This is a genomic window from Syntrophotaleaceae bacterium, from assembly GCA_041390365.1.
In the GTDB taxonomy this organism is placed as follows: domain Bacteria; phylum Desulfobacterota; class Desulfuromonadia; order Desulfuromonadales; family Syntrophotaleaceae; genus JAWKQB01.
Window position 1 is genome coordinate 1350074 of sequence record JAWKQB010000001.1, and the last position, 21536, is coordinate 1371609.

Genomic DNA, 21536 nt, shown 5'->3' on the forward strand with positions numbered 1-21536 from the left:
TTTATTTTTTCATAAAGTAGATCGAACGGTTAAAACATTTTTCTATATAACTTAATACAAATTTTTGAGTTCAATATATTAAAAATAATCTGCGCTGCTAGTAATCGCAATATCCACTTTGGTAGACCTCTACGATAAAGAGCTATCCAAATTTTAACAAATGTAGGTTTTAACTCTATAAAAGATTCTTGGTAGATATTCTTGTCTATAGAAAAAATTTTGTCTTTTTTGGACTGGATGTATATTTCAGATCCGGGATAAATGACAAGACTAAAAACAGTAAGACTCTTTGGATCTTTAATATAATTAAGAATAAAGCGAATTGTAGTAGAAAGATCTTTATTGGTCTCATAAGGATTATCGAAAATAAACTGGTAATTTATTACGGGTTTTTCATGTTTTTGATAAAATTGTTCACGGTACTTCTCAACAATATTGATTGCTTTTATAGACTGCTGTATTGTTTCTTTTCTATTATATAAATCGATCATTCTTTGGCTACCTGACTCAATCCCAACTCCAAATTTATACAAAAGTCCTGTTTCTGCAAGTATTTTTATCTTATAATCTGTAATAGTAGATGGACTTCCACTAGTTCCAAACGGAATCCCTACTTCTTTTGTCCACCGCCGAGCAAATTCAAAAAGAACTTCATTCGGCAAGGCTGTCAAATTATCATCAGCAAAAAATACAGCACCAATCTGCTTAATATCAGTCAGTGCTTGATGAATTTCCATAAATAAGTGATTTAAAGATCGATATCTAAAGTATTTTTGTCCTTGATATATGCGGTTCAAATAAGAATTGTTACAATAACTACATCTATTTGGACAACCCCTACTAACTATGGCGGTATAAACTACACTTTCTGGCACAGGTCTTATATATATTCTATCAATATCTAAAAGAAGTTCTGGTGTAATTTTCCGTAATTCACCATTTATAAAAACATTATGAAGATATATCTCTGTATCGGGGATTGGCAAAGAATCCAGATCTTTAATGACTTCGCGTTTCTGATTTACATGAATGATGCCATTTTTCATGTAAGCAAGATTTTGAACGTGCTCGATAGATTTTTCTTCGTTGAGCAAATTCGCAATATCAACAATAGTTTCTTCTCCTTCTCCTATGCATACGTAATCAGCATATCTGACGCAACCCTCAAATGAAGCTGTTGGATGTGGACCTCCCCAAACAACAGTAGTATTCACTACTTTTTTTAAAGCTATAGTAAAATCTCTGGCTGCTATAAATTCACTGCTTGCTAAGGAGATACCAACAAATAATGAATTTCTAATCTTGTTCAATATATTATCAGTAATAATTTTAGAAAAACAGAAGTTTAGAAGTGTAGGAGTTCTTTCACCAAATTTGTAGTTCGCATAACCAAGGTGTAGGTATTCTACGCAAAATCCTGCTTTTATTAAACAAGCTCCAAGCAACCTTAAATTAATTCCAAAAAATCCTGGATAAAAAGAAATAAGTACAATTTTACGCATATTTAATATTCCTATTTATTATTACAAAAATTTTTATTTAGTAAAGTTTTCATTTCAGCAAACTTTTCCTTTCGATATTTTGATCTTCGTAGAAATGAATCTTCTTGATATTCATTTTTAATTATTTCAGTGTGAATTTTAAAAAATTTTAAACTTTCTTTTAGATTATAATTTTTAAGAAAAAAGGGAAAAAAAGCGTACATTGGTGAATAACTGTATATTAAAGCAGCGCGTTTTATATTTAAAATGAAATATTTGATCATCTCAGAAGCCTTAATAGCATCAAAATCGGGCGTTTTCCAAAGATTATAAGCGTATTTATCACCAAAGTAGCTTACCTCATGATTTTTTTGTTCATCATAGACGCCAGACTCTTGTAACATATAAAACATAAATACTTTATATAGCTTTAATGGTGAATTATTTATCCAATCAATTGTTTTTTGTATACTTTTCTCATTCTCTCCAGGAAAACCTATCAAAAAACTACCGTAAACGAGAATTTCATTTTTATCTAATATTTCTAAAGATTTCATATTGGATTTGGAATTTGTCTTCTTGTTCATTAATTTCAAAATGTTATCGTCACCGCTCTCAAGACCCATACATATTACCTTACACCCTGCTTCTCGAAGAAGTGCTGCATTTTCACTTGTAATAGAACTAGCTCTTATTCCTGCAAACCAATTGAAATTAAATTTCTCCTTGATCATCATTAAACATACTTCTTCTATTCTTTTCGGTGTTATAGCAAAATTATCGTCAGTAAAAGCAAAATTCTTAATACCTGCTGCATGTATTGTAATAAGCTCTCGCCTTATGCTCTCAACATCTCTAACTTTATATTTGATCGTTGCTTTGGGAAAAGTGCAAAATTTGCAGTTAAACAAACACCCTTGACTCGCTCTTACAAATGCTACGCCATTTGATTCTCTTACAACATCAGGATGTTCCCATCTTGGGTAGGTGTCGTTAATATTAAAAATCTCAGGAATTACAGTTGTATGTTCTATAAAACCATTTTTTAAATATGAAATATTAGGAACGATGCTTAAATTATTTCTATACTTAATATTACTCAAAAGTTTATCAAGGGTGTCAAAACCGTACTCATCAATGATACAATAAACATTTTCCAATATTATATTTCTCCATTTTGTGGAAAGTTTTCTATTGCTATCCACATTTTTTAAAATTGAGGAGCCTCCAATTATGATAGCAACCTCTTTGTTGTATTTTCGTATAATTTTAATTATCAAAGTAATTTCTTCAACAGAACTAAAATACGTAGATGAGATTACGACTGCTAGGGGATCACTATTTAGAAATTTTATTAAATTTTGTTTGTTTGCCGCAAGATTATCAAAATTTACAGGTTTATAGCCTTTTTTTAAAAGAAAATAAAAAATATGAATTGAGGTGATTGTGGGTATTCCTATAGGATCAAAAAATCCCAATTTCTCAGAAGGATTAAATACATATCTATAATCATTTAATATATAATTCAGAAGATCAAAAAGCCCATATCGACGAAGCCCAATCCACTCCGGGCTAAAAATATTATTATGAATTCGCGCTCTGATTTTCTTTGTCGAAGCATGATTAAATTGTTTATTTTTTGAATAATAATTTTTTAGATGCCCTAATAATTCAAACAAACCTTTTATTGATATTTTTTTTGAACTGGATTGTTTTTCTCTATATCTGCATATAATTGCAATATCTTTTTTCAAGGCTCTACCCTCTGCATATCATTCGGTTTTAGTTTCAATCATAACAATTCCTTTTTCTCCATCAACAATTACTATTTGTCCATCATTTATGCGTATTGTTGCGTCATAAAGATTTCCAACAGCGGGTATTCCAAGTTCTCTCGCTATGATAGCACCATGCGACAAGTAGTTCCCCATATCAGTTACAATCGCTCCTGCAAGGATGAAAAGGGGCGTCCAAGCTGGATTCGTTGAAGGTGCTACCAGCACATCACCCTTTTCAAAATTGATGTTTTGTGAAGGGTCGGCCACTACCCGCGCACGACCAGCATACAATCCGCTGCTCAGTGCCAGTCCGCGCAGCTCATGCCCGTGACCGGTCATGTTAGGAACCTTCAACATTTGTCCTTTAGTGCTGATTCGGATCTCCCGCCAGGGTTTACTTGCACAGAACCGTTCGAAATCGGCCTTTCGTCTAAGTATTTCGTCCTCGGGAACCGCTGAAACTACATTTCTGGTTCCTTTCTTGATGGAAAGTTCTTCCAACTTATAGTAAAAAATATCGCTTTCCGGTATTACATTTTCTTGACAAGCGTATGTCAGGATCTCAGACCGCATACGAGCCATTATTTTTACAATGTGTTGTTTCATCGACTCGCGCCATATACTACAATCCTGAATATGTCGGATATAATACTTTGTTAAAAGTCTCAGTCCTCTTGGCACACTCTTTACTATTTCTAGCTCTGCCTGCTTCCTGATAACCATGTTCATATATGACTTGTTTTCGACATATATTATCTCTTTCTGATTTAAGTAACGTTTTAGAGTTGCACCTAAATAAGAGGGGTCTTCATGCCATCTTTCAATCGAAAGTTCAAACTCTTTCAAAGATACATAACCGTACTTTTCCATAAAGTCTGCCCATACGCCTGAATAAGCTTCACCTGCCTGCTGCAGCAGATAGGGTACGTTTTCATGCGGGGCTGTCTGCAAAGACGTACATAATTCCTCATTCTTACGTACTAAATCAGCAATTTTTATTAAGGCATCACTGAATGCTGTGCTGGCAATTTCATTTAGACCCGTAACTAGTTTATCAATTAAGCCGTTTGATTCCGTAAGACATTGGCGACGAGCAATCAGCCTGAGCACTGTAAAACCCAACTCCAGCAAAAGTGCTGTTCGAATATGAACTTCCATGCACTGACCTAATTCATATCTAAGTTGTTCCAATACTGATTCACCATTTATCGCAATTGAATTGGTACTGCGAATCAATAAGTTAATGGCGCGGGGTGTTTTTAACATCATGAGTAAATATTTTATAGCAGTCTTTGCAAGAAAAAAAGGTCTTCGTTCTATTGAAAATATTTTTTTATACGCAGTCTGGTTTAAATAGACCTTCCCTTCAAAAATTTCAAAATAATTATCCCGTACTCTAGGCAGACCTAAACCTTTAAGTGAAGACCAGAATCCACTATTTACTGGACCACACACTATGGACCAAGTTAAGGGTGTGACAGTGTCAGGAATGACATCAGCAGCATTATCCCGTGTCCACACTGTCCATGACTGTTTTTCATTAGTACAAACTGCGGTAATTGGGCGAGCCTGTAGCAAGTACAACAAATCGTTGCCATAAGCCCATTCTATGTCTTGATCGGTCCCTAACAATTTTCGTATGCTATTGCCAAGTTCGGCAACCTCTCTTATTTGCCTGTCGTTTAATACGCTTTTCCCTAGTAAATTATTGGGCAACTTACAGAGTCGCTCTGGTGCCTTCACGGACCTCCAATAAACCTGATGTCCTGTTTCAGCTGTAGATATGATGTCCGTTGAGGCATTATAGAAATATTGGTCAGCGCGATCCTCCTCGCGCATCAGCGTTTCACCAAGTCCGTGCACTGCATTAATAACCACTAGTCTCCCTTTGTCCATCTGCAACGGATCCTGGGTGAAGCAGACTCCTGAAGAATTGGCAGGGACCAACTGCTGTATCAGTAAAGCCATGTTTCGGGATGAGTCAGCACTTGTACTCATCGATTCTTGATATGACTTCACAGTTTCTGAGGAAAACGATTCCCACACTGCTTCGCATGCCTTCTGTATATCATTTGCCTGATTGAGACAAATCACCGACAAATACTGACCGGCATATGAAGCGCAAGCATTATCTTCATCAGCAGCAGAGGAGCGTACGATTACATGCCTGCAGCCTACAAAAAAACCTTCTATGTCCCGATACAGCTGAGAATCTAAATTGCCTCCAAGATTTTCCTTGAAGGCCTGGGGTGTGACCACAATTCCTTTTGGCACCATGAAACCTGAACTTTGTAGAAATGCAAGTCGATGCGCTTTTGCCCCAACAATATTTATACCGGCAGTATAGGCTTTGGCATAAGTCATGATCAGAGGATTTTCTAAAACAAGATTGATGTCCACGTCGTATTTCCAATCCATAATGTTTCTGAATGTTCACCTCATTCGCATTTCTTCATGTACTGAATTTTCTGAATATTGGCCTTTATAGTAAAAATGTTTTTTAATGCGCTTATAATTCACATTGCTCAACGAAACACACATCGGTTTAAAAATCCGGCTTTCTTTCAGACGAAAAAACATGAACTCAGCAATTTTATTAATAAAGCGAAACTTTCTTGAAAGAGGAGATATAAAAATCATATCTTCGTCGATAACATGATGTGAGGTGTGAACAATCTCACATTTCATGGTTTCGGTTAGAAATTTTTGAGCATCGTCAAGCTGATTATATCGATAATGCTCCATGTGCTGTTCGCCGTTGCCATTTACATGCATACTAAAAGCCCAAAGACATTTTTGTCGGTCACGTACTGTCGCATATATGAACACCTCATCGTTAAGAAGGTACCGACCCCAGTTCCAGTAGTCTAAATGCCGAGGGAGACTTACAGTACCCCAATTGCAGTCATGATACCCAATCCCCTCGATTGTGATATTCTCTCCGTCACAACACAAAAATCCAGCGGCATTTATACGAGGATATTTAACCTGCCACCAAAATTCTGTCTGCATGCCATCAAAAACGCAAATTGGCTCCATGAGTGTTTTTCGGGTTACCGCTTCAGATTTGAATTCAAGATGCAATTTTATATTAGAATCATCCACATGGCAAAAAATAGCGTCTGATTTCGTGGTCATTGTTGCTGTACCGATGTACAGAGAGAGAGGCCTATCAACAATAGTACACTTTTTAATTGGGCTGACAATTGTTCTATGAATAATTTTACTATTTTTCTTATATACAACAATATCAACAAGACCTATATCAAAGTTAGAAAAAAAAGGTTGCACATGAAAGATCAAAACTATATCAAGTCCAGAATTACAGTGTATGTCAAAATACCACCATTTAAAGTACTTCCTGTCACAAAGAACTTGAGTTATATTACCCATTTTTAATTTCCTGTAAGATTTTTCCTTTTTGCATATTAATCGAAACTATTTCGTTTAAATTTTGTGGCCTTTAATCTACTAATTTTTAAAAAATTGTAATCGTTTTTAAACGCATCGTCCTATGATTGCCCCGCCATAATAATAGTTTCATCTTTTAAGTATTCGTCTAAATGAATATATTGCTTACCATTAATTTCAATCATATAATTTTTCCTTACTTCAGGATCTGTGGAGTGATTATTGATCCTGCTGTCAGCCCAATCGTGCCAGAAGCCCGGCTTCTCCCAAGGATCGCTAATATAGATAAAACCCTTAATTTGTGTATATGCTGCGATCTTGTCAAATAACGGTTTGTACCAATCATTCCAGTTCTTAAAATTTGCCGAACCATCATTATGAATAGGCGAGGATTCACATACCATGACAGGCTTGTTGTGCTTTTTTGCATTAATTAAAAAATGATCAGAAGACTTCATCTGTTCGAGGGTAAAGTAATTAATTCCCCACCAATCAACATAGGCATCTCCAGGATACCATTGCATATAATCAAAAACGAACGGATTTACGGTATTCCATACCCACGCGACGTTGTTTGTGCCATTCTCTTTAAAGATATTAAAAAGTTTGCTCCAAATAGCTTTGAACTCTTCTGGCTTCAGGTTAGGATCTGAGTGAAAGCCACTGTTTTCGCTTCCGAATTCAAAACCGGGCCTTAAGTATACAGGCTGGCCTATATTCTTGATGATTCCAGCAAGTTCGACGATTCTAAAATCCCAGTCACCCTTAAGAATTTTGTCAGAAGCTACATCATTCTTTCCGTTCTTCAATGAATGCATGCTTTTCAGGATAATTCCAATATTTAAAATATAATCAGTTCCGCTACTATTGAGAATTTCGGAGATATTTGGCTGTTTATATTCATCTGCTTCAGGATCAAGAAAAACATAGACAGCATACACTAATGGCGTTTTACCGGTGGCTTCCCGGTACTCATTGACATATTTCCAGTTTTCTTCTTCAGTATAGAAAAATGGAACATATTGGCCCAGGCCGTGTATCACCCTGCCGTCCGGAGGTTCAAATTTTACTCTATTGGGACAATCAGCTACCGATTTGACGGCACTCCCTATACAGGCGCTTAGCGTCATAGAGAGTACCAAACCGATAATTAAAGAAAAAAAGTAAATTGCCCTATTCATTACGCCCAATCAAAGGGTTCTGCGTGGAGCAATCCTCTTCAGCAATCTTGCAGGATAGCTGTTCAAAATCATCTGCAATGAATACAATCTTCTGTAAGCAGCCAACAAGACGAGGATTACAACAAATTGCCAGTATAGAGACGTGAGAATAAGCACCATATAAAGCGGAAGAACAACCGACGGGAATCCGTGATGCATGAACTGAAATACATGCTTTTTTTCAGAAACGAAAGGGTTAATCTCTTCCAAGGTGAGTTTCATACCTTTCAATAGACTGTAAACATAAAGTGCAAGGTAGAATACAAGTATAGGCAAAGCGGCTGAAATACCTTTGAAGCTCGGCAACTGGCGACTGCTATATATGAGGGCAAGAACAAGGAGCAGAAGGATTTTCTCAATCTCCAATGACGTCCTGAGCAATTTCCGCGACCGTTCCTTACCTGCGGTGACTGCATAAGTCTGGGTCTTAGTGCCTGCATCATTCTCATAATCTTCAAGCTGATGATTAAGGTCCGATGACAGCCCCCTGAATAATACATAAACTGTAAATACTGCCACCTCAATCCATGCACTAAATTTGAATGCCGCAAACAAAAGAAGGATTGGTAACACCCTTTGGGCGAGCACCACGATGATGAGACCTGTTTTCCCTCTTTCCTTCAATCTGAATGGCTTCAAAGAGTAGAAGGTAGCACTCAGTGACCACGCCAACCAGAAAATGACAAAAATGACATTACCAGTGAAATTGAGTCCTGCCAGAATACTGAGGACAGCGAAAAACAGAACAACAACGATGGCCTTGCGACTAGAGTCTCCATGGAAAGTGTTGCTCTTGCCTTGGAAAGCATCAAGTTCCATATCGGCCAGGTCATTCACAAGATAGCCATAAGTAGTTGAAGAAACACTGAACAAGACAAAAACTATAATATTTTTTATAAAATGTGATGCATCAATTTCCCGAGAGAATCCTATATAAAAGACAATAAATAGATTTTCAATAATAGAATTATATTCTAAAACTGACCAGTTTCTCCAGCCTAAATATCTTAAAATAAATATTTTTACTTCTTTCATAATATAACCGAATAGGGTAAACAAGAACGTGACTAGATCTTAAGACTTCCGTTTCATCAGCATTTTACACAAAGCGATTAGTTTTGCATTTTTACCTTCGAAAATGCTGATCGCCTTGATCGCTTTTTCAACGTGTTCCTGAGCAGCTTTTTTCGATTCGGCAACACCATGAAGAGTCACATAATTTTTTTCATTGGCGTGCAAAGATTTTCCCATCTCCTGCTCATTTCCTTCGGTGTTGAGAAGGTCATCGAAAATCTGGAATGCTGAACCCAGATTCTCGGCATATGTTTCGAGCGCCCGAATCTGCACATCTTCGGCGTTTCCGATAATAGCTGCCGTTGTTCCCGAGGCCACAAAAAGTGACGCTGTTTTATGAATGTAAATATATTCAACAACCGTCTTGTTGATGGTTTCGTTTGCGAATTTCAGGTCAACGAACTGCCCTCCTACCAGTCCATCGAGGCCCACCGTGTTCGCAAGCTTCTCCACGACGAGAACCTTCTTGTCCGCCGGAAGATCCGGATCCGCCAAAACCACCTCATATGCCCTTGTCAATAGTGCAATGCTTGCCAAAGAAGCGACATCCTGACCATAGAGAAGGTGATTGGCGGTTTTACCTCTTCTGACGGCCGCATCGTCCATATGTGGCAGATCATCCATGATTAATGAAGCAGTGTGGATCATTTCAACTGAGCAGGCAAGGGACTTCATCCTTTCCATGGGTACTCCGAACATCTCCCCAACAATAAGGCTGAATATTGGCCTTACCCTTTTACCCCCTGAATAGAGGGTATAGTTGATGGACTCAACCAATACATTCAGCAGGGGTTCCCGGTTCGGAATATACTCTGCAAGGCTAAGGTCAACGTAATCCTTCATGCGAAGAAACTCTGCCATCATTTTTTCCATGCTTTCATTCTCCATTCAGATGTGATTTGAACAGCATTCCAAGGTTTTATGGACCATACTGGATCAGGACAAACATAGCCAGAATCACGCAATCCTAGTGAAGCGGTTTTTCATACATTCCTTGGGCAAAACCCCGAATCCAGTAGGTAAGTCCAATACACAGATATATAAGCGCCAAAGGTCTCCTGATGATAAGACCGGGACGCCGACGAAGAAACACACCAACAGTCTTCGCAAACTTGACTAGAGGGAGCAAGGGCAGAAACAGGACACCCAAATAGGGATTTTTGACAATGAATGAGCCTTCCAGATCAACAATCCTTAAAACCCTTGAAGTAATTTTCCCGATCCTCTGTTGATGGGCCAAGAATCCAGAGAAACTTGATCTATGATGGTGGGAGACCCCAATTGATGGATCGAGCAGAATCTTCTCTCCCTTACAGACCAGATGGTAGTTGAATACCAAATCCTCCTGAGGATAGTAGCGACCATCAAACAAACCATGGTCCTCGAAGACTGATCGCTTGTACGAGATATTGCAGGTAGGGATATGCCCCACGGTACGACTTTGTTGACCAGGAAGGAATTCACGAAATTCTGCAAGATAGCCGGCAAGGGCTACCAGATCCTTTTCATCGTTGGCACTATACACGACCCCCCCAACAACCTTGAAGGAAGATTCATGCGCCAGAGCGATTCGTTCCAGCCAGTCAGGAGCTGCGATGCAGTCCGAATCGATGAAGGCGAAGATGTCACCCTTTGCTCTGCCAATACCAATGTTTCTCGCCGTTCCCGGGTCGGTTTTTTTATTGAGGTGAATGTAGGTGAATCGTTCAAAGGTGCAAGCCGCAACTATTTCAGGGGTTCTGTCAACAGAGCTGTCAACAAGAATAATTTCGTACTCCACGTCCCACGATTGATTGATCAAGGATTGGAGACAGAGCTCGATAGTATTTTCCGAGTTATATGATGGTATTATGACGGATATCATGAGGCAACCTTGTTAATAACGTTGCTGGGCAAGAAAAAAAAGTATTGATGATGGGCCCAGTATTTTTTTATAATCTCCGGCAGATTCTCAAGAAAAGAGTACCGTAACACATCATGCTCCATGGACCTGTTTCTCCCGCTGAAATAATCAAGAATACACATACGGCTTTCGCGTTGTTTTTCCATCAATCGGGCAAGTTTCGCCATGCCGACCCTCCTGAGCATATCCTCCTTATTCATGGCAATATCGGGCCACGGGGGCGCATCAAGGGTGCCATTCCCCCTTTCCGTCCAGCCAAGGTCCGACATCAGGCGAACTATTTTCTCTCGGTCAGCATTTTCATAATACAGACCTTCTTCTCTTCTATGATTTTTGATACGTCTTGCAACAAAAGGATTATGACAGTTGGGGATACAAAAAAAGATCAATTTTTTGGTCACCCGCACCAGTTCCAAAAGAATGGGCTCAATATTTTCAATAAAAATGAGGGAGGCAAAATTCCAGCCCATATCAAAAGTTTTGTCACCAAAAGGCAGCCTTGAATATTCCTCTGGAGTCCATGCAGGGTGAACCGATAAACCTGCTTCTTCCCAGGCCTGACCAATCAATTTTAGCCTCTCCATATTATGGTCAACCACTGTTACTGGAATCCCCTGCGCGGACCACCACATACTGTTGATCCCGGAAATCCCGGTCATTCCGAACGAAGGTGCTTCAATTACACTTTCAATTTCATGATTTCTGACCAATTTTTGAAAATGGGTGTGCAATACGAAACGTTCGTAGGTTGTACCCATACCTTCATGGCCGTTCTCGAAATAGTCTGGCCAGGCGTTTAAAATATGCATCGGCAACCTTATCTGTTTTCACTTCATTGGATTGATGATTCAAAGGAGATCATCATATAATTTACATATTTTTTGCCAAAAATTTTTTTTTGGTGTCAGGAGGTATCAGCTCAATACACTCATCTCTAACTATACTTGTATCGTAGTACCAGCTACGGCTAATCAATAAAATCCGAACAAGCCATTTTTCGAATTTCAACATTTTAAATATTGATACTGCGCAATCGAACAGTATTCCTGGCATTGAAAGATAGGAAGGATAATCTTTTCCATGCTTATTCCGATGAATTATATTCACAAGGTCTTTTAGAGAAACTGGAGCCCCGTCGGCGGCAATATAAATGCTGCTTTTCAAGCGTTCCTTTTTCAAAAGGCAACGGATAAGTTCAGACAGATACGTTACGTCGAGAAGATGGATTTTCACATCTCTCGAGCACAGAAGGAAACGTTTTTTTTGGACAAGGCGTATGAGTGTTGCAGGGAAGCCATTATCCCCGGATCCGTAAGTAATGGTGGGTCTCACAATGCAAATATCAATACCCTTGGAAGAAAATTTTTTCACCATGTCTTCCGCTCTTATCTTGGACTGATGATAGAGATTATCACCTTTAAGTGCGGTCTCGATTCCAGCGGGAATTAGGCTGGGTACAGTTCCGAAAACCCCTACTGAGCTGCAATACAAAAATCTTTGCACCCCTGCCTTCACGCTTTGTTGAAGCAACACTTCCGTCCCGACTTCATTGATTCTTCTGTATTCCTCTTCTTTACCTGCTCCTGCCCCCCTTACAGCGGCAAGATGAACAACGTACTGCACATGAAAATCCTTAAAGATTTCCTCCAGAAGAGACTGGTCGAAGAAGCATCCCTCCCTTATGAGGACACCGATCCTTTTGAGTGCGTTAATTCTGTCTTCATTATGTTTTTTGCGCACAATACAGATGACCTGAAAGCCCGTGTCCCTCGCCAGACTGCAGGCAACGTGGAAACCTATGAAACCAGTGGCACCGGTAAGCAGGACCGTGCTGAGAGAAGCTGTCATCGCCCCCCCACAAGATTGCTTAAAACCCTTAGCAGTGACCGCGGGTCGTGGAGCATGTTCGTGTAGGCAGCATTGGCCAGGGGGCAATGGCATTCACCAGCTTTGATCGACCCACGAATCTGTTCGGCCCGTTCCCCGAACCATATCTTCTTGAAGTCAAAATTAACGTTTTTAAGGTTCCCCATGCTCTCTGCCCGGATACAACACCCCCATACATCACCGTCCGGCGCTATCTGTGCGGAGGCAAACCCTGCGTAACAAGGAATCACCTGTCGACGTTCCCTTAAAATGCGTTTGATTAGATGGTAATACTCTATGCGGAAAATACGGGTGATCTTGCCCAGGCGGGAAAAATGTTCTTTCTGGAGTTGGTTGACAAGAAAGTCTGCGGCCTCGAAATAGAGATCGCTATCTGGTGAGATACAGGCTCCAATGGTATCGAGTTCAACACGCTCCTCTGCAATCTCGGTGATATAGGAGTCAGCATTCAAGGCCCTCAGAGTTTTATAAATTGAGGGGATTTCCTCTACATTGAACCTTGAAATAACGGTGTGAATTCCAACGGACAAATTGGGCAACTGTAGTGACTTCAAGGCCAGGATACTTTCAATGGCTTTATCGTAACTTCCATGAACTCCTCGAATATCGTCGTTGAAAGGTCCTAATGCATCAATGGAAACATTCACGACAACTGCACTGTCACAACAATGTGTGCCAATTCGACGTACAACATCGGGAATTTTTGAAACAAGCAAACCATTAGTAGGAATATTGATAATTGATGGTCTGCAAATATTATAGAAAAGACAAGCTATGTCGCCTAATTTATCGTTAAGAAACGGCTCTCCGCCACTGATTGTTATCCAGAAAGGCGACTTTCCCAGACTTAAAAAAACCTTTTTCCATTCTTCAACAGAAATCTCGGCGCTATCTTTTTTATAAACATTACATGTTCTGCAACTCGAATTACAGCGAAAGCTCGGGCTGATTGTCAAACTCATGGGCAGCATTCTTGGTTTACCCATTGCCCTGAAGAGCATGTACCATGGAACCCTGGAAATTATACCGAGCATTTACTCATGTCCTTATTCAGATGCACGAATATTCTGACCTCAAAAAGGGGTAATGCTCCTAGCTCAGCTTTTTCGTGGACGATGCTATTTCCCAAATATAAGGATTCCGCTTTTTGATATAGAAGTCGTAGTACCCTAAAAAGCGTCCAATGGCCTCAAGACAAATAGCGCCGACAGTCCAAGCCGTGAATTTAAAGCCTCGGGGAGGCTCCTCAAGCAGAAAACTAAGTATTTTCAGTGGATTGGACGTGCTCACCTCATAGCTCTTTTCCTGAATCAAATGCTTGTGGCCTGCAGCGATACGCCTTCGCTGCTTAAGAAAATCTTTAATATTTTCCGGCCCTTTGTTGCGAACAACAGCTTCTGGCACATAGCAGAGTTCATATCCGGATTCCCGGATAATTGCTTCCACACTCGCCTCATCAACAGCCGTGTCGCTGGGTATGGCTCTTACTATGTTTCTGAATGCAACGAGTTCCCCAAGTTTCGGTGTTTTCATTGCAACTTTATGGTGCAGATTCCACATAAGATTTACAACAAAACCGACAAAGGTATCTTCCTCATTGACCGGGACCGGATGGGCTCCAGTCATACCGACATTCTCAACATAAAAAGGTTTGACCAGAAGTTGAAAAGTACCTATATCTGGAATTGTATCACCGCTTTCAAGTAAAACAATATCGCCGGAAGCATGTTCAAGAAAGAGATTGATTGCAGAAGCTTTTCCTTCCCTTCGTTCCTGAATCAGAAGCTTGATACGACTGTCTCGATGGGAAAATTCCTGAACTATTTCAGCCGTCCGATCAGTGCAGCCTGAAGCAACCACAAAAATTTCTAACAACTGGTCATTGCAGAATTTTTGTTCTATGACTGCATTAAGCAATCTTCCAATATTTTTTTCCTCGTTGTAGGCCATGACGCCTAGAGAAAGTTTAAACATCAAAAATCCGCCTTTTCTTGATAACTTTCTACCCACTCACGGTAATCCTTGAACAAAAATGGGAGATGTTTGATGACCTCAATGAGAGGCGCTCTACATCTTAGCGTCAACCAGATGGCTTCCCAAACAACATTTCGAGAAATCTTGGAAGACCCGCGATCGCGTTCTTTAAAGATAATTGGAATTTCTACTACCCGGAATCCATGCTTGAACGCAAGATAAGTCATTTCTATTTGAAAAGCATATCCATCCGATCGAACTTTTTCCAGGTTTATGGTCTCCAACACTTGCCTTCGATAACATCTAAAACCTGCAGTAAAATCCCATACTGGTTTGACCATGATATAGGAAACATACATATTTGCCAGTTTACTGAGAAGAAGTCTTCGAAACCGCCACCCTTCTACCCTGACGCCATCCTTATATCGACTACCGATTACAACATCTGCTTTATTTATAGCTGTCAAAAAATCCTTGAGATATCCAACTCCATGAGAAAGATCAGCATCCATTTCAAAGACAAGATCGGCCCCCCTGGCAAGGGCTTCCTGAAACCCCCTCACATAAGCAGTGCCAAGACCAGCCTTTTTGGGGCGGTGGATTACATTGACCCGGCGGTCCCGTGACGCGATAGTATCGGCTATTTGACCTGTTCCATCCGGTGAATTATCGTCGACCACGATAATATTGAAATCAGGATGGCAGGAAAATATTTGTTCAAATAACCTTTCAATATTTTCGGCTTCATTGTATGTAGGAATAACAATATATATGTTCATAACTACCTCCTCCACATATACCATCGTTTTGATAGTTAAATAGAAAAATTTTAATTTTCAAAATATAATAACTACATTCTTCAGATTAGAACTATTATTGAAAACTACTATTTTTCTCTTCCAAGCTATTGTAGATATCTAATTTTTCGAACTCAAAAATTGAATGGCGCCAAGTACGAATTGGAGTTAAATATTTAAATTGAATTTTGTCAGAAAAACTAAGGCCAACAACACACTTTTTATTTAGAACTAAACCATTTAAATTTTTAAATTCGGATAAATTAAAACCGTCTTCTCTACCTAGTATAAAAATCTTTTTTCCAGAAGTAATAGTTTCGATTTTTGTACCCATTGCACATACTCGACAGGATTTATAAGCTGCGGATACATCCAAAAAAACAGGATCTTGCAAAATATTTGGAAATTTTTTAATATATTGATTAGCATAGGAAGAATAATCTTGAAAAATGAATTTACCACTGTTATCAATCACTGGCGGGGGATAATTCTCTGCTATACCGTTCGAACTTAAGTAAATGACTCCTGAAATTATCAGTATTATAGAAAGAATTGTTAGAAACTGCTTATTCCCTATACTAATCATCCACATGAAAATACAAGGAAGAAACAGTGCCAAAAACCTTGAATCAATAAGATTCTTATAGAAATACGGGCTTATTGTAAGCAGGATGATCATTCCTCCAGCAATTGAATGTATTATTCTGTCAGAAAGCTTTGTTACATTCCATATATTTGCTCGCCTCAAGAAATGCCAGAAAACAATTAAAGAAAAAATGACTACAATTCCACTGTAGCGTACCCTAATATAGGGTGAAATTTTTAGAATAACATGGAGAATCACCATACCAATGGCAAATGTCAGGACTGTGAGTGAGCCATCGATTTTTCCTTTTTCTTTTTTCCAATTTATATAAAAAGATGCGAATATGATCATTATTGAGATTACAAATGTTTCCAAAAACCAGAAATTCAAAAAAGTGAACGTTGTTTCGAAAAAAATTTGTGGAATGCTTAAAACATAATCTGTAATTATATTATAAAAAATTGAAATTCCTGTTCCTTCTATTTTAGAAATTTTGAAAATCGCTGTTGATAGAAAAATAAATAATAGAAAACCATATAATGATTTTACAGAATTATAGTTGAACTTTTTAATTGAATAAATCAAGAAAATATACGGCATCATAAGAATGAAATTATAGTCAGATAAGTGCCCTACAATACAGACAACACCTATTGCCGGCAAAAGCCTATCGTTTTCCTCATTAAGATATTTTTCCCCAAGGATCACCAATAAAAGAGACGACAGGCAAACTAGACCCCACATCCTTGAGAAAACAAAGACATTGAGAATGGCAGATGATGATACCGCAGCCACGGCGAACAGTGCGTGATTTGAGTACCTGTACAAGATTTTCACCAATAGGGCCACAAATACCAACCCTGAAAAATAATTAACAACACGCAAATGGAGAAAATGATAGGAGGGGACAATTTCAATGATTATCTTCTGCAGAAGATGATAGAGCGGGGGATGACCGATACCGCCATCCTTGAGGAGAAAAATTTCTTTAAACGTGCACCGTTGCGCGTAAACCCACGAATAGAACTCGTCCACGTGAAACGGTTTGAAATAAGCACTGATCCAGTAGAACAAGGAAAATACAGCTAAGGCCGTGGAAATAATTGCGAGAGATTTGCCTGACGGTGCTTGGTACTGTTTTAGACCCTCGATCGAAATCATATTTGCCTGCCGCAAAGGACCGCGCTCTTGAAATTACGGCAGCCAACGCTGCCCACCCTGCTCGTACCTTGGAAAATCTTTCACATTAACCTCTTAATGCAAATAGTGTTCCTTTTGGCATATACCTGTTTTTTAAATAAATTTTTACTTTGACTCAAAACAGAATAAAGGTATGTAATATTTTTCGACAGCGTGAAAAGTCTTCTCAGCCGGAAAGGGAGGGAAACTTGTATATTAATCAGGGATAAAATGATAAAGAAATATTAACAATAGTAGCGGGCATCAATCACGCGAAACTATCGCTTTCTCAACACCCTTTTATCGCCCACCCGGAGAGTGATCTTTTCCTGGTCGAAAAATTCGAAAAGGGGAATCATGTACTTGCGGGAAAGTCCGGTAATCTCCCTGAATTGGGGAGGGGTGATTTCCTGTTTTTCTTTGAGAAACGCGATCAAGGTTTCCTGCAGCTTCCGCATCGGTTCGGGTGCGTAAAAGAGATCAGCCTTGACCTTGATCAACCGCCCCTCGCGGGCCAGGAGATTCAAGTGATCGAGGACACTTTTCTCACCGCCGCCCACCAACTCGCACAATTCCTTGATTGTCGGCGGTTCCATACCCCCTTGTTGAAGAGCCTGTTCCAGCTTCGCCAGAAGGTCGGCGAGGTCGGTTGCGGCAAAGGGCTTATGGCCTGGCTTCTTGACCAGCTCCCGCTCCACGACGACCCTCCCTTCCTTCTCCAAGGCGTGCAGCACCAGGGAAAAGAAGCGCAGATCGCTTCGCGCCGGGATACGGGCCTTCAGCTCTTCCTTACCGATCCCCTCTTTATGGGGGTTTTCAAGGATATATTTTTCCACCCCGTCGATCAGCAGTTCCTTGAGACTTTCGAAGGCTTCCGGCGACAGGAAAATCCTCGGCTTACGCAAAACCTGAACGATCTTCCCTTGTGACAGGAGGCCGGCAAGAGCCGCCTCGGCATGTGGCAGCGGCAGGCCGCTGCGAATCAGGAGGTCTTCCCAGCTCAGGCCGGACAACAGGCTCTCTTGAACAAGCAACAGCAGCTTTTCAGCGTCTTCCCCTTCATGCAGAGCGTTGAGGAGTTCGAGGGCCTGGGAGGAGCGCCTCCGGCGGCGGGGGGGACCGGGATCGATCACCCGGCCGCCGCCGACGGTGATCTGGGGGGAGTAGCTGCGAAGGATGAAAAAATCATCGGGAAGGAGCAGTACCGGGCTTTTCAATCGCAGTTGGACAAAGGCGCTCTCCCCGGGAGCAAGGGTGTCGCGATCGAGCAGGATGATCTGGGCGGGAACTTCGTAAGTGGCGGAATGGAGCCTGAGCGTGGCGCGGTGACGCAATTCCCTGGCTGCTGAAGAGAGGTAGTCGAGACGCGCATCCACCGTACGGGTCACCTTATAGACCTCGCGGGGGACCACTACATGGCCCCGGGCAACATCGGCATGTTCGATCCCCTGCAGATTGACGGCAACCCGCTGCCCGGCAGACCCCTTATCGGATTTTTTGGCATGGGTTTCCAGGCTGCGGATACGGGAGGTGAGAGCGGAGGGCAAAATCTCCACCTCGTCGCCGATCGTCATTTCTCCGGAGAGCAGAGTGCCGGTGACTACGGTACCGAAACCCGCCACGGAGAACACCCGGTCAACAGGCAGGCGAAAGGGACCCGCGGTCGATTTTTCCGGTATCTCCCCGGCAAGGGCAACAAGGGCTGCACGGAGGTTGTCGAGGCCTGCGCCGGTTTTGGAGGAAACCGGGACCAGGGGAGCCTCGGCCAGAAAACTGCCGGACAGATATTCGCGCACCTCCTCCGTGACGAGGTCCAGCCATTCCTCGTCCACCATATCCGATTTGGCAAGGGCCACTATGCCGTTTTTCACCCCGAGCAACTGGCAGATTTCCAGATGTTCGCGGGTTTGCGGCATGATCCCCTCGTCCGCCGCGATGACCAGCATGACCAGGTCCATGCCGCCCACCCCCGCCACCATGGTCCGCACGAACTTCTCGTGTCCCGGCACATCCACGATGCCGAACTGGACGCCGGGCAGTTCGAGGTGAGCAAAGCCCAGCTCGATGGTGATGCCCCTCTCCTTTTCTTCCTTCAGACGATCGGTATCGATGCCGGTCAACGCCTTGACGAGGGAGGTTTTGCCATGATCGATGTGGCCGGCGGTACCGAGAATAAGGTGTTTCATTTCGTGCCCTTTTTCACCGGATGGAATAATGTTCGGGTCAGAAGAACGATTTGGCGGGAGGCGGGAATTTGGCGGAAGCGCATGGGAATCGAACCCACCTGGGAAGTTTCTCACCCCCCACACCGGTTTTGAAGACCGGGCGGCCCACCAGCGACCGACGCGCTTCCATTATGCGATGGATAGAACAATACCGAATCTGAAGAACAGGTTTCGGGCAGACCCTCATGAGCCGTTGCATACTACCTGATCAGTGCGACTTATGCAAACATTTTAGAGCGAAATCGCGGGCATAGAATGGATGAAAAGGCAGCGGGCCTCTCCCGTCTTTTATTTACGAAAAACGTTCGAGAAGATTGTCGATGAAAGCCCGGGCGGCAGGCGCCAAGTCCCGGCCTGCACAGGTTGCCAGATAGAAATAACGGATGATTTCGAGCCCCTGAACCTTGACCTGGACCATCTCCCCGCGGACGCACTCCTTTTTAACCGATACTTCCGAAAGAAAGGAGACTCCGGCACCGCTCAGAATCGCCTGTTTGATCGCCTCGTTGCTGCCGAGGCACATGTTTGTCCTGAAATGTTCCAGGGCATAACCGGCCTTGATCAGTTCATCTGTCAGCGCCCTGGCCGTTCCGGAACCGGACTCCCGAAATATCAGCGGCTCATGGACGAGATCATCTATAGAAATGGAGGGCTTTCCACTCCAGCGGTGCGCCGCCGGCACCATCAGCGAAATCCTGTCGTGGACCAGGGGCGTATAAACGACTTCCTTTTCCTCAAAACGCGTTCCAACCAGAGCCAGTTCCACCTCGTCACGCTTCAGGCGCTCCAGCGTTTCCTTGCTGTCGCCCTGCAGGACCGTGACGAAGACTCCGGGAAAGCGTTCGCGAAAGGTCGGGATACAGGGAGGCAGCACGTAACAGGCAGGGATATTGCTCCCCCCTATCCTTACGGTAACCTCCTCGAGCCCCCGGAAACGATTCATCGCCTGGGAAACTTCGCGGGATTCCGCAGTGACCCGGCGGGCATGTTTCAAAAACAGTTTCCCGGCTTCGGTGAGGAGCGCCCCTTTTCCGGTCCGGTCCAGGAGTTTCAGGTCAAACTCCTTTTCGAGAGCGGAAATATGCTGGCTCACGGTCGATTGGGTAAGAAACGACACATCGGCCGCCCGGGAAAAACTTCCGGATTCGGCAACGGCGATGAAGACTTCAAGTTGCTTTAAATTCATTGCAGACCCGCTTCATGAAAACATTCCCCGCCAAGATATCCCATCTCGGAGATAATGTCCATTGCGGAAGAGGCGCATTTTTCCATGGCAAAGGAAGCTGCCTTCCTGTAAAACTCGTTTGGCATCCGGAAATTCCGCTCGTAATGACTTTTCGCGAAACCGTTAAATCAGGGACAAAGGGGAAACGAATATGGCAGACCAAACGCTTGATGCTCGCGGGCTCGCCTGCCCGCAACCGTTAATGCTGACGAAAAAGACGCTGGAAACAATGCGGCAGGGCGAAAGTCTCCGGGTTCTGATCGATAACGAGATCTCCCGGGACAATCTGATCCGGTTTCTGCAGGATCACCAAATGACTCCCGCTGTCTCCTCGGAAGGCGGAACATTTACCCTGGAGGTGAAAAAAGCCGATGCGGCCCCCCTTGGAGATGCAGCCCTCTACTGTGCACCGGCGCCAGTCAGGCCTTCTGGCGGACTGGTGATCGTCGTCAGTCACAACGGCATGGGGACCGGATCGGAAGAGTTGGGCAAGATTCTCCTGCAGGCCTGTCTGAACACAGTCCGGGAAGTATCCCCTCTCCCCTCGGCCATCCTGTGCTACAATTCCGGTGTTTTTGCGGTGGTCCAGGGAGCCCCGTCGGTTCAGGCACTTGCCGAACTCGAGAAGCAGGGTGTCAAGGTTCTGGTATGCGGCACCTGCGTCGATTACTTCGATCTCAAAAGCAGGGTCGCCACCGGCACCATTTCCAACATGTACGACATCCTGGGGCAGCTTTCGACCGCGGCCAGGATCATAACCTTGTAAATGGCCCTTTTAGCGATCGCAAAAAGGGAT

Annotated in this window: 17 protein-coding genes and 1 tRNA gene; 1 reads left to right on the forward strand and 17 read right to left on the reverse strand. The window is 42.3% G+C overall.

Annotated features, from left to right (window positions below; all coding sequences use genetic code 11):
- Positions 1-29 precede the first annotated feature (29 nt).
- The 17 genes from R2940_06270 to R2940_06350 form a co-directional block, all read right to left on the reverse strand.
- Positions 30-1502 (reverse strand): cobalamin-dependent protein, encoded by a 1473-nt coding sequence (locus R2940_06270; GenBank protein ID MEZ4599377.1) that lies wholly within the window; start codon positions 1500-1502, stop codon positions 30-32.
- Between the two features lie 11 nt (positions 1503-1513).
- Positions 1514-3235 carry a radical SAM protein gene (locus R2940_06275; GenBank protein ID MEZ4599378.1) on the reverse strand — a complete coding sequence of 574 codons (1722 nt, stop codon included), beginning with the start codon at positions 3233-3235 and terminating at the stop codon, positions 1514-1516.
- A gap of 18 nt (positions 3236-3253) precedes the next feature.
- Entirely contained in the window at positions 3254-5659 is a 2406-nt protein-coding gene (locus R2940_06280; protein ID MEZ4599379.1) for a PEP/pyruvate-binding domain-containing protein, read from the reverse strand.
- A 33-nt stretch (positions 5660-5692) separates the two neighbouring features.
- Positions 5693-6652 (reverse strand): hypothetical protein, encoded by a 960-nt coding sequence (locus tag R2940_06285; GenBank protein MEZ4599380.1) that lies wholly within the window; start codon positions 6650-6652, stop codon positions 5693-5695.
- Positions 6653-6771: 119 nt separating this feature from the next.
- Complete coding sequence (locus tag R2940_06290) at positions 6772-7851, reverse strand: glycosyl hydrolase (protein ID MEZ4599381.1); 1080 nt, start codon at positions 7849-7851, stop codon at positions 6772-6774.
- 9 nt (positions 7852-7860) lie between these two features.
- Positions 7861-8925 (reverse strand): UbiA family prenyltransferase, encoded by a 1065-nt coding sequence (locus R2940_06295; GenBank protein MEZ4599382.1) that lies wholly within the window; start codon positions 8923-8925, stop codon positions 7861-7863.
- Between the two features lie 39 nt (positions 8926-8964).
- Positions 8965-9837: a polyprenyl synthetase family protein gene (locus tag R2940_06300; protein MEZ4599383.1), complete on the reverse strand. Its 873-nt coding sequence runs from the start codon at positions 9835-9837 to the stop codon at positions 8965-8967.
- Positions 9838-9931: 94 nt separating this feature from the next.
- A complete protein-coding gene (locus R2940_06305; protein MEZ4599384.1) occupies positions 9932-10828 on the reverse strand; it encodes a glycosyltransferase in 897 nt (298 codons plus the stop codon).
- A complete protein-coding gene (locus tag R2940_06310; GenBank protein ID MEZ4599385.1) occupies positions 10825-11676 on the reverse strand; it encodes a methyltransferase domain-containing protein in 852 nt (283 codons plus the stop codon). The genes R2940_06305 and R2940_06310 overlap by 4 nt, the downstream gene beginning before the upstream one ends.
- Positions 11677-11737: 61 nt before the next feature.
- Positions 11738-12715, reverse strand: coding sequence for an NAD(P)-dependent oxidoreductase (locus R2940_06315; GenBank protein MEZ4599386.1), 978 nt, complete (start codon positions 12713-12715; stop codon positions 11738-11740).
- Positions 12712-13716, reverse strand: a complete 1005-nt coding sequence (locus R2940_06320) for a radical SAM protein (protein MEZ4599387.1) — start codon at positions 13714-13716, stop codon at positions 12712-12714. Before R2940_06320 ends, R2940_06315 begins: the two co-directional genes overlap by 4 nt.
- A 130-nt stretch (positions 13717-13846) precedes the next feature.
- Entirely contained in the window at positions 13847-14764 is a 918-nt protein-coding gene (locus R2940_06325; GenBank protein MEZ4599388.1) for a glycosyltransferase, read from the reverse strand.
- Complete coding sequence (locus tag R2940_06330; protein MEZ4599389.1) at positions 14728-15507, reverse strand: polyprenol monophosphomannose synthase; 780 nt, start codon at positions 15505-15507, stop codon at positions 14728-14730. Before R2940_06330 ends, R2940_06325 begins: the two co-directional genes overlap by 37 nt.
- Before the next feature lie 94 nt (positions 15508-15601).
- Positions 15602-17272, reverse strand: a complete 1671-nt coding sequence (locus tag R2940_06335) for a hypothetical protein (GenBank protein ID MEZ4599390.1) — start codon at positions 17270-17272, stop codon at positions 15602-15604.
- A 296-nt stretch (positions 17273-17568) separates the two neighbouring features.
- Positions 17569-19476 (reverse strand): selenocysteine-specific translation elongation factor, encoded by a 1908-nt coding sequence (selB, locus tag R2940_06340; protein ID MEZ4599391.1) that lies wholly within the window; start codon positions 19474-19476, stop codon positions 17569-17571.
- A gap of 69 nt (positions 19477-19545) precedes the next feature.
- Positions 19546-19643, reverse strand: a tRNA-Sec gene (locus tag R2940_06345).
- Positions 19644-19807: 164 nt separating this feature from the next.
- Positions 19808-20701, reverse strand: coding sequence for a selenium metabolism-associated LysR family transcriptional regulator (locus tag R2940_06350; protein ID MEZ4599392.1), 894 nt, complete (start codon positions 20699-20701; stop codon positions 19808-19810).
- Between the two features lie 190 nt (positions 20702-20891).
- Here R2940_06350 and yedF point away from each other — a divergent pair, with 190 nt between their 5' ends.
- Entirely contained in the window at positions 20892-21506 is a 615-nt protein-coding gene (yedF, locus tag R2940_06355; GenBank protein ID MEZ4599393.1) for a sulfurtransferase-like selenium metabolism protein YedF, read from the forward strand.
- Positions 21507-21536 lie beyond the last annotated feature (30 nt).

Coding starts and splice junctions, on each gene's coding strand:
- R2940_06270 (MEZ4599377.1), bottom strand. CDS start 1,502: ATGCGTAAAATTGTACTTATTTCTTTTTATCCAGGATTTTTTGGAATT.
- R2940_06285 (MEZ4599380.1), bottom strand. CDS start 6,652: ATGGGTAATATAACTCAAGTTCTTTGTGACAGGAAGTACTTTAAATGG.
- R2940_06290 (MEZ4599381.1), bottom strand. CDS start 7,851: ATGAATAGGGCAATTTACTTTTTTTCTTTAATTATCGGTTTGGTACTC.
- R2940_06295 (MEZ4599382.1), bottom strand. CDS start 8,925: ATGAAAGAAGTAAAAATATTTATTTTAAGATATTTAGGCTGGAGAAAC.
- R2940_06300 (MEZ4599383.1), bottom strand. CDS start 9,837: ATGGAAAAAATGATGGCAGAGTTTCTTCGCATGAAGGATTACGTTGAC.
- R2940_06305 (MEZ4599384.1), bottom strand. CDS start 10,828: ATGATATCCGTCATAATACCATCATATAACTCGGAAAATACTATCGAG.
- R2940_06310 (MEZ4599385.1), bottom strand. CDS start 11,676: ATGCATATTTTAAACGCCTGGCCAGACTATTTCGAGAACGGCCATGAA.
- R2940_06315 (MEZ4599386.1), bottom strand. CDS start 12,715: ATGACAGCTTCTCTCAGCACGGTCCTGCTTACCGGTGCCACTGGTTTC.
- R2940_06320 (MEZ4599387.1), bottom strand. CDS start 13,716: ATGAGTTTGACAATCAGCCCGAGCTTTCGCTGTAATTCGAGTTGCAGA.
- R2940_06330 (MEZ4599389.1), bottom strand. CDS start 15,507: ATGAACATATATATTGTTATTCCTACATACAATGAAGCCGAAAATATT.
- R2940_06335 (MEZ4599390.1), bottom strand. CDS start 17,272: ATGATTTCGATCGAGGGTCTAAAACAGTACCAAGCACCGTCAGGCAAA.
- selB (MEZ4599391.1), bottom strand. CDS start 19,476: ATGAAACACCTTATTCTCGGTACCGCCGGCCACATCGATCATGGCAAA.
- R2940_06350 (MEZ4599392.1), bottom strand. CDS start 20,701: ATGAATTTAAAGCAACTTGAAGTCTTCATCGCCGTTGCCGAATCCGGA.
- yedF (MEZ4599393.1), top strand. CDS start 20,892: ATGGCAGACCAAACGCTTGATGCTCGCGGGCTCGCCTGCCCGCAACCG.